The sequence below is a fragment of the Pseudomonas sp. PvP100 genome (genome assembly GCF_017833055.1).
Classification (GTDB): Bacteria; Pseudomonadota; Gammaproteobacteria; order Pseudomonadales; family Pseudomonadaceae; genus Aquipseudomonas; species Aquipseudomonas syringae.
In genome coordinates this window covers 2,607,517-2,619,143 of record NZ_JAFIBO010000001.1, presented here as the reverse complement: position 1 = coordinate 2,619,143, position 11,627 = coordinate 2,607,517, and the positions used below count along the sequence as shown (strand labels likewise).

The window sequence follows — 11,627 nt, the reverse complement described above, 5'->3', positions numbered from 1 at the left end:
CTGGAGTCTTGATCAAGGAGTGAACAAGTGTCGATTCATCTGGATTACAGCGTATTGAATGCCTTGCAGGAGGTCATGGAGGACGAATATCCGACCTTGCTGGATGTTTTTCTCAAGGATTCCGAGCAGCGTATCGCGCAACTGCGCCTGGCTGTGGGGTCGCACGATCCTGATTTTCAGGAGTTGAGCCTGACCGCTCACAGTTTCAAGGGCAGCAGCAGCAACATGGGCGCCTTGCAACTTTCCGAGCTGTGTCGTCAGCTCGAGGACCAGGCTCGCCAGCAGCAGTTCGCAGGCCTGGCAGAGCTGATTCGCACGATCGACAGCGAATACATGACGATTCGCGGGCTGTTCAATTCCGAGCGGCAGCTGTTCGTCAGTTGAGTCCTGACTTCACCCCCTTGATTCCCGTTACCAAGGATCATTTAAAAATTGGCCCGCATATTGCTAGCTACTCCGGTAAGGCGATAACCAGCAGCTGATGCGGAGACCGAAATGCCCCTTGCTACCAATGCGCTTCTTCAGGCCACAACCTCTGTGACCGCCAGGTCCGGTGTGGCCAATAATGCGGTCAAGTCTGCTGACAGCAGCAAGGACGGGGCCTCCAGCTTTTCCAATGTCTATGCAAAGCAGGCCAAAGACACTGCCCCTGCGCGGGAAGATGCGCCAGTAAAGCCAGCTCGCGACAAGACCGCGCCTGACAAGGACAAGGTCGCCGCCGGCAAGGACAAGCCTGCAAGTGATCAGGCAAATGCCGCCGACAAGTCGAGCGTTGCCGATAGCGGCAATGATTTGCCAGCCAAGCCGGCTGCTGCAGATGATGACGCGGGGCATTCTGATGCTAAACAGGATGATGCACAGGCCTCTGCCGATCCGGCGTTGACTGAGGGCCAGGCGGTCGTCGATCCGACCCTTGATCCGGCATTGCAGGCAATGGTCGCACAGGCTCCCGGGGCCCCTGTAGCCAAGGTGCCACCCAGTTCGGAAGTCGTCACTGCGCCAGTGGTCTCGGCGCTCACCACCACTCAGGCGGCACCGCCGGCCGTGGTTGAAGACGCCTTCAACCCAGACGCCGATCCGCTTGATGGTCTGGATGCCGTGCAGTTGGCGCTGGAAAACGCCACTGCCAAAACCCAACTGGCTGCGCAGAATGCCCAGGCTGCCAACAAGGCGACGCCGAGCAATGCTGAAGCTGACCCCAATCAAAATATCGTCAATAACCTGTCGGTCTTGAGCGAGCAGCTTCCGTCCGAAGGCAGCAGCACTGAAAGCAGCGACAAGTCGTTCAGTGGTTTGATCGGTGAGGGACTGAAGGATGTCAAAGGCGCCGCCGGTGACACGCGCGTCGACAACTTTGCCGATCGCCTCGCTGCGCTCAGCCAGGCCGCGCAACCCGTACGTGCAGCGGCGGCACCGGCTGCGCCCTTGATGAACCAGCCGTTGGCCATGCATCAAAGTGGCTGGACCGAAGGCATCGTCGATCGCGTCATGTACCTGTCGAGCCAGAACCTCAAGACCGCGGATATCAAGCTTGAGCCTGCCGAACTCGGCCGTCTGGATATCCGGATCAACATGGCGCCTGAGCAGCAGACCCAAGTGACCTTCATGAGCGCGCACCTGGGTGTCCGTGATGCGCTGGAAAGCCAAATGTCGAAGTTGCGTGAGTCGTTCGTGCAGCAGGGGCTTGGCAACGTCGACGTGAATGTCTCCGATCAGTCGCAACAGCAGGCCCAGCAACAGGCTCAAGAGCAGGCCAGTCGCGCCCAGCGCAGCGGTCGTGGTGGGGGCAGGAGCTCTGGCGATAGCTCGGATGAAATCGCAGGCGTCGATGCGGCCATCCCTGTCAGCCAGCCAGCGGCACGAGTGATCGGCACCAGTGAGATCGATTATTATGCGTGAGGCAAGTCTGTCCTGATCTGATTCTCCTGCCAACGCTTCGCGCAGGCACGGAGTTCTTGGTGCTCCGCATCACAAATCGTCGATGCGAAACAATGTTATGCCTTCCACGCAGTCGCTGCTAACGCAGTGCTTTTCGACCGCGGTGGCACAGACGACGCAGAGTGCGACGTAAGTGACGGCTGAGTCTTGGCGCTGATCCGGCGACCCCCGGATCAGTGACAGGGCGAAGGAACCCGACGAAGTCGGGCCGGAAACGGAGCTGCGGGTTTTGCCTACTTTGGCCCCATCAAAGTGACTCGCCGAGGGGCGAAAAGGTGACCTGAGCCGAACCTCAATCCACCTGACAAAGAAAAACCGTTGTGTGACGCAGAGCGTCACGACCTGCATTCCCACGCGCGTGAGGAACGATAGTCATCAGCTACCGCGCCGCGCCTTCAACGCCTGTATAAGAGTCACCATGCCCTTGCGCCCAAGCGCGTAACCGTTTGTGTCCAATACATCCCCGTTTCGTACAACTCTGGCATAACACTTGCTCTGCCTCTGTCACGTATTGAAGAACCTCTTGAATAGTGACGGATTATTGGCATGGCGCAGAGCGAAGAAGTTAAAGACCCCGCGACCACAGGCAAAGGTAAAGGCAAGCTCAAGCTCATTATCATTGCCGTCGTGGCGTTGCTGCTGGCGGTAGGCTTGTCGGTGGGCGCGACCTGGTTCCTCATGCACAAGAGCGAAAGCAAGGTAGACCCAGCGGCGGCCGCAGCGGCAGCGAACGTCAAGCCCGTGGCGGTGTTCGAGCCGATGACCCCGGCCTTCGTGGTCAACTTCAACGCCAATGGCCGCCAACGCTACATGCAGGTGAGCATCACCATGCTGGGTCGAAATGCAGCCGACATGGAAGCGCTGAAGGTACACATGCCATTGATCCGCAATAATCTGGTCATGCTGTTCGCAGCCATTCCCTTCGAATCACTGGCTTCGCCGATCGGCCAGGAAATGCTGCGTCAGAAAGCGACCGCCAGTATTCAGGAAGTCGCACAGAAAGAACTCGGCAAGACTGTGATAGAACAGCTGCTCTTCACTAACTTCGTATTGCAGTAGGACTCTCACATGGCCGTGCAAGACCTGCTCTCCCAGGACGAGATCGATGCGCTGCTGCATGGCGTCGACGATGGGATGGTCCAGACTGACAACAACAGCGAACCTGGCAGTGTCAAAAGTTACGACCTGACCAGCCAGGACCGGATCGTCCGCGGACGCATGCCGACGCTGGAAATGATCAACGAGCGATTCGCTCGCTACACGCGTATCAGCATGTTCAACCTGCTGCGCCGCTCGGCGGACGTGGCAGTGGGCGGTGTTCAGGTCATGAAGTTCGGTGAGTACGTGCATTCCCTGTACGTGCCGACCAGCCTCAACCTGGCCAAGATCAAGCCGCTGCGAGGCACCGCGCTGTTCATTCTCGACGCCAAGCTGGTGTTCAAGCTGGTGGATAACTTTTTCGGCGGTGACGGGCGTCACGCCAAGATCGAAGGCCGGGAGTTCACGCCGACCGAACTGCGTGTCGTGCGGATGGTGCTGGATCAGGCGTTTGTCGACCTCAAGGAGGCCTGGCAGGCGATCATGGAAGTGAATTTCGAGTACATCAACTCGGAAGTGAACCCGGCCATGGCCAACATCGTCGGGCCGAGCGAGGCCGTAGTGATTTCCACCTTCCACATCGAACTCGATGGCGGTGGCGGCGACTTGCACGTGACCATGCCGTACTCGATGATCGAGCCGATCCGCGAAATGCTCGACGCCGGTTTCCAGTCCGATCTGGACGATCAGGACGAGCGCTGGGTCAACGCGCTCAAGGAAGACGTGCTGGATGTCAACGTGCCGCTCACCACGACCATCGCCCAGCGCCAGTTGCCGTTGCGGGACATCCTGCACATGCGCCCTGGCGATGTCATCCCGGTGGAACTGAGCGACTCGCTGGTCATGCGTGCCAATGGCGTACCTTCATTCAAGGTCAAGCTTGGCTCGCACAAGGGCAAGATGGCCCTGCAAGTAATCGAACCTATAGCGCGACGCTGACCTTTCAGGTCTGCGTCGGAAATTGTTGCGTAACTGAAATACTGCGTGCAGAGGACAACCGATGGCTGATGAAAACGATATGACGTCTGCTGAAGACCAGGCATTGGCCGATGAATGGGCTGCTGCATTGGGCGAAGCTGGCGACAGTCAGGCTGATATTGATGCGTTGCTGGCTGCGGACGCCGGCAATTCGGGTAGCCGGATGGCTATGGAGGAGTTCGGCAGCGTGCCGAAAAGCACCGGTCCGGTTTCTCTGGATGGTCCCAACCTGGATGTGATTCTCGACATTCCGGTGTCGATTTCCATGGAAGTAGGCAGCACCGACATCAACATTCGTAACCTGTTGCAGCTCAACCAGGGCTCGGTGATCGAGCTGGATCGTCTGGCAGGCGAACCCCTGGATGTGCTGGTCAACGGCACACTGATCGCGCATGGCGAAGTGGTGGTGGTCAACGAAAAGTTCGGCATCCGTCTGACCGACGTGATCAGCCCGAGCGAACGCATCAAGAAGCTGCGCTAAGTGAGGCGCTGGCTGAGTGTTTTGCTGACCCTGCCATCGCTGGCCTGGGCTGCCGAACCCGCCGCTCAGGCGGCACCTGCGCAAGTGGCCAACACGGTCTCCGGCGGCATGGGCGGGCAGGTGGTGCAATTGCTGTTCGGTCTGATCCTGGTGATTGGTCTGATTTTCGTGCTCGCCTGGCTGATGCGCCGGGTGCAGCGCGTCGGGCCGAACAGCAATCAGGTGATCGAGCTGGTGAGTTCGCGCGCACTGGGCCCGCGTGATCGGCTGGTGCTTGTGCAGATCGGTAATGAACAAGTGCTGCTGGGCATTACGCCCGGGCGAATCACGCCTCTGCATGTGCTCAAGGAGCCCGTACAGGTGCCGGTGCGCGAGCAGGCTACCCCTGAATTCGCTCAGCGCCTGATGGAGCTGATGGGCAAGGATAAGGACAAGAAGTGATGGGCGCCTTGCGTTTCCTGATACTGCTGTTGCTGGTCATGGTGACGCCTGCTGCGCTGGCGGCCGATCCGCTGTCGATTCCGGCGATCACGCTGTCCAACGGTGCCGATGGTCAGCAGGAGTATTCGGTCAGCCTGCAGATTCTGCTGATCATGACCGCGCTGAGCTTCATTCCGGCGTTTGTCATGTTGATGACCAGCTTTACGCGAATCATCATCGTCTTCTCGATCCTGCGTCAGGCCCTCGGTCTGCAGCAGGCGCCGTCGAACCAGATCCTCACCGGCATGGCGCTGTTTCTGACCATGTTCATCATGGCGCCGGTCTTCGACCGGGTGAATCAGGACGCCTTGCAGCCTTACCTGGCGGAGAAGCTTTCCGCGCAGGATGCGGTGGCCAAGGCGCAAGTGCCGATCAAGGACTTCATGCTGGCTCAGACGCGCACCAGCGATCTCGAATTGTTCATGCGCCTGTCCAAGCGTACCGACATTCCGACCCCGGATGCCGCGCCATTGACTATTCTGGTTCCGGCGTTCGTGATTTCGGAACTCAAGACGGCGTTTCAGATCGGCTTCATGATCTTCATTCCGTTTCTGATCATCGATCTGGTGGTGGCCAGTGTGCTGATGGCGATGGGTATGATGATGCTGTCGCCGCTGATCATTTCTCTGCCGTTCAAGATCATGCTGTTTGTGCTGGTGGACGGCTGGGCGCTGATTGTCGGCACCCTGGCTGGCAGTTTTGGTGGCGTATGAGCCGTTTTACTGAGGAGTCTGCCCGATGACGCCGGAAGTAGCCGTCGATCTGTTCCGCGAGGCCCTGTGGCTGACCACTGTGCTGGTCGCGATTCTTGTGGTGCCGAGCCTGTTGTGCGGTCTGCTGGTGGCCATGTTTCAGGCGGCCACGCAGATCAACGAACAGACCTTGAGCTTCCTGCCGCGTCTGCTGGTGATGCTCGTCACCCTTATCGTCATCGGCCCGTGGCTGTTGAAAATATTCATGGAATACATGCTGTCGTTGTACACCAGTATTCCGACCCTGATCGGCTAGCACCGCATGCAGCCGATGCTTGCGCTGACCGATACCCAGATCAGTACCTGGGTAGCCAGCTTCATGCTGCCGCTGTTTCGCATCATCGCGTTGCTGATGACCATGCCGATCATCGGCACCACGCTGGTCCCGCGTCGCGTGCGCATGTACCTCGCCGTGGCGATCACCGTAGTGGTCGCGCCTGCGCTCCCAGCCATGCCGCCCGTGCAGGCGCTCGACCTGAGCGCGCTGTTGCTGATCGGTGAACAGATCATCATCGGCGCCGGGATGGGCTTGTCGTTGCAGTTGTTCTTCCATATTTTTGTCATCGCGGGACAGATCATCTCGACGCAGATGGGGATGGGCTTTGCGTCAATGGTCGACCCTACCAACGGTGTTTCCTCCGCCACCATTGGTCAGTTCTTCACGATGCTGGTCACCCTGTTGTTCCTGGCCATGAACGGCCATCTGGTGGTGCTGGAGGTTCTCGTCGAGAGCTTTACCACGATGCCGGTCGGCAGTGGTTTGCTGGTCAATAACTTCTGGGAGCTGGCCAACGGGCTGGGCTGGGTACTGGCTTCGGGTCTGCGACTGGTATTGCCTGCGATCACCGCGCTGCTGATCATCAACATCGCCTTCGGGGTCATGACCCGCGCCGCGCCGCAACTCAACATCTTTTCCATCGGCTTCCCGCTTACGCTGGTGTTGGGCATGGTCATTCTGTGGATGACCATGGGTGACATGCTCAATCAGTATCAACCGATCGCAACGCAGGCCTTGCAGGCGTTGCGCGATATGGTGAGGGCTCGTTGAATGGCAGAAAACGAGAATGGCCAGGACAAGACAGAAGACCCCACGGAAAAAAAGGTCAAGGACTCACGGGCTGACGGCCAGATCGCGCGCTCCAAGGAGCTGACCACGCTGGTGGTGATGCTGATGGGGGCGGGCGGGTTACTGATGTTCGGCTCTGATATCGCCCTGATGATGTCCGAACTGATGCGTGACAATTTCACGATATCCCGTGAAACCCTGATGGACCAGTCCTACATGGGCAAGGCGCTGCTCAGTTCCGGGATGCATGCGCTGGTCGTGGTCCTGCCGTTTCTGATCGCCATGCTGGTTGCCGCACTGGTGGGGCCGATCATGCTCGGTGGCTGGTTGTTCGCAACCAAATCGTTGATGCCCAAGTTCAGCCGGATGAACCCGGCAGCAGGGCTCAAGCGCATGTTCTCGCCGCATGCGCTGGTCGAGTTGCTCAAGTCCTTCGGAAAATTCCTGATCACTCTGGCAGTGGCGCTGGTGGTCCTGAACAATGAGCGCAAGGATCTGGTCGCGATTGCTCACGAGCCGCTCGAGCAGGCCATGATCCATAGCCTGGTGGTGGTGGGCTGGAGCAGTTTCTGGATGGCGTGCGGCCTGATATTCATCGCGGCGGCGGATGTGCCGTTCGTGTTGTATGAAGCGCACAAGAAATTGCTGATGACCAAGCAGGAAGTGCGCGACGAGCACAAGAACAGCGAGGGCAGCCCGGAGGTCAAGCAACGTATTCGTCAGTTGCAGCGTGAAATGTCGCAGCGGCGCATGATGGCCTCCGTTCCCGAAGCAGACGTGATCATCACCAACCCGACACACTTCGCCGTCGCCCTCAAATACGATCCCGAGCAGGGCGGGGCGCCGATGTTGCTGGCCAAGGGTACGGATCTGGTGGCGCTGAAAATTCGTGAAATCGGCGCGCATAACGAGATCCTGATTCTGGAGTCTGCGGCACTGGCGCGTTCTATCTACTACAGCACCGAGCTTGACCAGGAAATCCCCGCCGGCCTGTATCTGGCGGTCGCACAGGTGCTGGCCTACGTCTACCAGATCCGCCAGTTCCGCGCCGGTCAGGGCAAGCGCCCCGACCCTCTGGGCGACATCAGGATTCCTCCCGACCTGCAGCGCGACGCGTAGCCCGCTCTCCCTTCGTTGCCGGCAGACCACCATCTTGCCCATGCTCCACGTGGGCATGCCGTTCCGGGCGGTCCGCGCTCCGGTTTAACCTGGCTTGTGTCTCTAAAACCTTACCGCCGCTGGCTTTGTAAAAGTTGGACAGCTTTTTGCAACAGGGTCGATACAGGGCGCCATCGGCGTCAATGTTTTGATCTAGTGCGCAGGTAACGAATCAGTGGATCGCTCTCAATTACTCAGTAGCGCACGCAGCAACATCACAGGCCTGGGCCGTGGTCAGTTGGGCGTTCCGTTGTTGTTGCTGATCATGCTGGCAATGATGATGTTGCCCATGCCGCCGTTCCTGCTGGACGTACTTTTCACGTTCAACATTGCACTGTCCATCGTCGTGCTGCTGGTCTGCGTATACGCCCTGCGGCCGCTGGATTTTTCTGTGTTTCCGACCATTCTGCTGGTCGCCACGTTGCTGCGTCTGGCGCTGAACGTGGCTTCCACCCGGGTGGTGATGCTTCACGGCCAGGACGGCCACGCCGCGGCGGGCAAGGTGATTCAGGCCTTCGGTGAAGTGGTGATCGGTGGCAACTACGTCGTCGGTATCGTGGTGTTCGCGATTCTGATGATCATCAACTTCGTGGTTATCACCAAGGGTGCCGGCCGTATTTCCGAGGTAAGCGCGCGCTTCACCCTCGACGCGATGCCCGGCAAACAGATGGCGATCGACGCCGATCTCAACGCCGGTCTTATCGACCAGCCGGAAGCCAAGCGCCGTCGTGCCGAAGTGGCCCAGGAAGCCGAGTTCTACGGGTCCATGGACGGTGCCAGCAAGTTTGTACGCGGTGACGCGATTGCCGGCCTGCTGATTCTGTTCATCAACCTGATCGGCGGCATGCTGGTCGGTATCTTTCAGCACAACATGACCTTCGCCGATGCGGGTCGCGTTTACACCCTGTTGACCATCGGTGACGGTTTGGTGGCGCAATTGCCATCACTGCTGCTGTCCACCGCTGCCGCGATCATGGTGACCCGTGCTTCCGGTTCTGAAGAGATGGGCAAGCTGATCAATCGCCAGATGTTTGCCTCGCCCAAGGCGCTGGCTGTATCTGCCGCCATCATGATCGTGATGGGTCTGGTGCCAGGCATGCCGCACTTCTCCTTCATCGGTCTTGGCCTGGTGGCCGCAGGTGGTGCTTACCTGCTGTGGAAGAAAGACAACCAGGTGAAGGTCGAGGCGCTGGCCGAAGTGCAGCGTCAACAGGACCTGCTGCCGTCACCGACCCGCGTTCAAGACTCCAAGGAGCTGGGCTGGGATGACGTCACGCCCATCGATATCATCGGCCTGGAAGTAGGTTACCGCCTGATTCCGCTGGTGGATCGCAATCAGGGTGGTCAGTTGCTGGCGCGTATCAAGGGCGTGCGCAAGAAGCTCTCGCAAGAGCTCGGTTTTCTGATGCCCACCGTGCACATTCGCGACAACCTTGATCTGGCGCCAAGCGCCTATCGTCTGACACTGATGGGCGTGATTCTGGCCGAGGCCGAGATCTACCCGGATCGCGAGCTGGCGATCAACCCCGGTCAAGTGTTCGGCACCCTTAACGGCATCACCGCCAGAGATCCGGCGTTTGGTCTGGAAGCCGTGTGGATCGAAATAAGCCAGCGCAGTCAGGCTCAGTCGCTGGGGTACACGGTGGTCGATGCCAGTACTGTAGTGGCGACTCACTTGAACCAGATTCTCTACAAGCATTCGCATGAGCTGATCGGCCACGAGGAAGTCCAGCAATTGATGCAATTGCTGGCCAAAAGCTCGCCCAAGCTGGCTGAAGAGCTGGTACCTGGCGTGCTGTCGCTGTCCTCGCTGCTCAACGTGCTGCAAGCGCTGCTGGCTGAACACGTACCTGTCCGGGATATTCGCAGCATTGCAGAGGCTATCGCCAACAACGCCGGGAAGAGTCAAGATACCGCCGCTTTGGTGGCCGCGGTGCGCGTGGGTCTGAGCCGCGCAATCGTCCAAAGCATTGTAGGCGTTGAGCCGGAGCTGCCTGTTATCACTCTGGAACCAAGGTTGGAACAGATATTGCTCAATAGTTTGCAGAAGGCTGGTCAGGGTCAGGAAGAAGGCGTTCTTCTTGAGCCAAGCATGGCTGAGAAGCTCCAGCGTTCGTTGATCGAGGCCGCCCAGCGTCAGGAGATGCAAGGGTTGCCGGTAATTCTTCTGGTAGCAGGGCCTGTCCGGGCGATGCTGTCACGATTTGGACGATTGGCTGTACCGAACATGCATGTTCTGGCGTACCAGGAAATTCCGGACAACAAGCAAGTAACCATCGTAGCGACTGTCGGGCCAAACGGCTGAGGTAGTGAGTCATGCAAGTTAAGCGATTTTTCGCCGCCGATATGCGTCAAGCCATGAAGCTGGTTCGCGATGAGCTGGGCGCTGAAGCGGCCATCATCGGTAACCGGCGCATTGCCGGTGGCGTAGAGCTGACTGCTGCTCTGGATTACAAGCTGTCCGCCCTGGCACCGCGTGTGCCGAACATGGAACTGGAAGACGAGCTGCGCAAGACTCAGTCGCGCATCGTCTCCGCCCAGGCCGAATTGAACAACCGCAGCGACAGCGACGCATCGATCAACCTGCAGCTGTTTTCCGGCAAGCCGGCCAACCCTGCCGATACGCACATTGAGCCGACGCTCGAAGAGCCGCCGCGTCCATTCGCGTACGCACCGGCACAGGCCGCCGAGCCTGCCATTGGCCAGCGCGCCTATGACTCGATGCGCTCCGAATTGAACGGCCTGCGTGAGTTGCTGGAAGTCCAGCTCGGCTCGCTGGCCTGGAACCAGCTGCAGGGCAGTCGTCCGCAGCAGGCCAACCTTTGGCGTCGCCTGCAACGTGTCGGCCTGTCCGGCCCGCTGTCACGCGACCTGCTGTCGATGATTCCGGAGATTGACGAGCCTCGTCAGGCCTGGCGCATGCTGCTGGCGCACCTGGCCCGCATGATCGCCGTACCCGAAGTCGAGCCGCTCGAAGAGGGCGGCGTGATTGCAATGGTCGGTCCTGCCGGAATGGGCAAGACCACCACCCTGGCCAAACTGGCAGCACGTTACGTGCTGAAGTACGGCCCGCAGAATATCGCACTGGTCAGCATGGACAGTTTCCGCATCGGCGCGCAGGAGCAGCTCAAGACCCTTGGGCGCATCCTCAACGTACCGGTCACCCATATCGATCCTGGCCAGTCTCTGGTTCAGGCGCTGGAACCGCTGCTGCGCAAGCGCGTGGTGCTGATTGACACCGCCGGCCTGCAGGCCAGTGATCCTGCGCTGCGCATGCAGCTGGAAAGCCTCGCGGGTCGCGGCATCAAGTCGCGTAACTATCTGGTACTGGCAACCACCAGCCAGAAGCAGGTGCTGACAGCCGCGTATCACAGTTACAAACGTTGTGGCCTGGCCGGATGCATTCTGACCAAGCTTGATGAAACTGCCAGCCTTGGTGAAGTCCTGAGCCTGGCGATCAGTCACGAACTACCTGTGGCCTACCTCACGGACGGACCACGTATTCCTGATGACCTGCATACTCCGCGTCGTCATCAGTTGGTAAGCCGCGCTGTGAGTGTGCAGATGCAGGACGAGCCTAGCGAAGAAGCAATGGCTGATATGTTTGCTGACCTCTATCACACCCCTGGCAAGAGAGTGGGTTAAGTGATGGATATTATTGGAATGTCCCTGCGTC

Annotated in this window: 12 protein-coding genes; all 12 read left to right on the top strand. The window is 59.1% G+C overall.

Annotated features, from left to right (window positions below; all coding sequences use genetic code 11):
- Positions 1-27 precede the first annotated feature (27 nt).
- The 12 genes from JOE39_RS11050 to flhF all read left to right on the top strand — a co-directional run bounded on the left by JOE39_RS11050 (position 28) and on the right by flhF (position 11,596).
- The gene (locus tag JOE39_RS11050) at positions 28-384 is read left to right on the top strand and encodes an Hpt domain-containing protein (RefSeq protein ID WP_003316811.1); all 357 of its coding nucleotides are present in this window, start codon (positions 28-30) and stop codon (positions 382-384) included.
- 111 nt (positions 385-495) lie between these two features.
- On the top strand, positions 496-1,899 hold the full coding sequence (locus JOE39_RS11045) for a flagellar hook-length control protein FliK (protein ID WP_210077369.1): 1,404 nt from the start codon (positions 496-498) through the stop codon (positions 1,897-1,899).
- Between the two features lie 585 nt (positions 1,900-2,484).
- Positions 2,485-2,997: a flagellar basal body-associated protein FliL gene (gene fliL / locus JOE39_RS11040; RefSeq protein WP_003343996.1), complete on the top strand. Its 513-nt coding sequence runs from the start codon at positions 2,485-2,487 to the stop codon at positions 2,995-2,997.
- A 9-nt stretch (positions 2,998-3,006) separates the two neighbouring features.
- Positions 3,007-3,975 carry a flagellar motor switch protein FliM gene (fliM, locus tag JOE39_RS11035; protein ID WP_003422170.1) on the top strand — a complete coding sequence of 323 codons (969 nt, stop codon included), beginning with the start codon at positions 3,007-3,009 and terminating at the stop codon, positions 3,973-3,975.
- A gap of 61 nt (positions 3,976-4,036) precedes the next feature.
- Entirely contained in the window at positions 4,037-4,495 is a 459-nt protein-coding gene (gene fliN, locus JOE39_RS11030) for a flagellar motor switch protein FliN (RefSeq protein ID WP_003316817.1), read from the top strand.
- The gene (gene fliO / locus JOE39_RS11025) at positions 4,496-4,936 is read left to right on the top strand and encodes a flagellar biosynthetic protein FliO (RefSeq protein WP_003343990.1); all 441 of its coding nucleotides are present in this window, start codon (positions 4,496-4,498) and stop codon (positions 4,934-4,936) included.
- Positions 4,936-5,688 (top strand): flagellar type III secretion system pore protein FliP, encoded by a 753-nt coding sequence (gene fliP / locus JOE39_RS11020; RefSeq protein ID WP_003316820.1) that lies wholly within the window; start codon positions 4,936-4,938, stop codon positions 5,686-5,688. The genes fliO and fliP overlap by 1 nt, the downstream gene beginning before the upstream one ends.
- 25 nt (positions 5,689-5,713) lie before the next feature.
- A complete protein-coding gene (locus tag JOE39_RS11015; RefSeq protein WP_002554277.1) occupies positions 5,714-5,983 on the top strand; it encodes a flagellar biosynthetic protein FliQ in 270 nt (89 codons plus the stop codon).
- Between the two features lie 6 nt (positions 5,984-5,989).
- Entirely contained in the window at positions 5,990-6,775 is a 786-nt protein-coding gene (gene fliR / locus JOE39_RS11010; RefSeq protein ID WP_011268436.1) for a flagellar biosynthetic protein FliR, read from the top strand.
- The gene (gene flhB, locus JOE39_RS11005) at positions 6,776-7,912 is read left to right on the top strand and encodes a flagellar biosynthesis protein FlhB (RefSeq protein WP_046266994.1); all 1,137 of its coding nucleotides are present in this window, start codon (positions 6,776-6,778) and stop codon (positions 7,910-7,912) included. It begins immediately after the preceding gene.
- A gap of 214 nt (positions 7,913-8,126) precedes the next feature.
- Positions 8,127-10,256 carry a flagellar biosynthesis protein FlhA gene (gene flhA / locus JOE39_RS11000; protein WP_003343980.1) on the top strand — a complete coding sequence of 710 codons (2,130 nt, stop codon included), beginning with the start codon at positions 8,127-8,129 and terminating at the stop codon, positions 10,254-10,256.
- Positions 10,257-10,267: 11 nt separating this feature from the next.
- On the top strand, positions 10,268-11,596 hold the full coding sequence (gene flhF, locus JOE39_RS10995; protein ID WP_003422173.1) for a flagellar biosynthesis protein FlhF: 1,329 nt from the start codon (positions 10,268-10,270) through the stop codon (positions 11,594-11,596).
- The last annotated feature ends 31 nt before the right edge of the window (positions 11,597-11,627 follow it).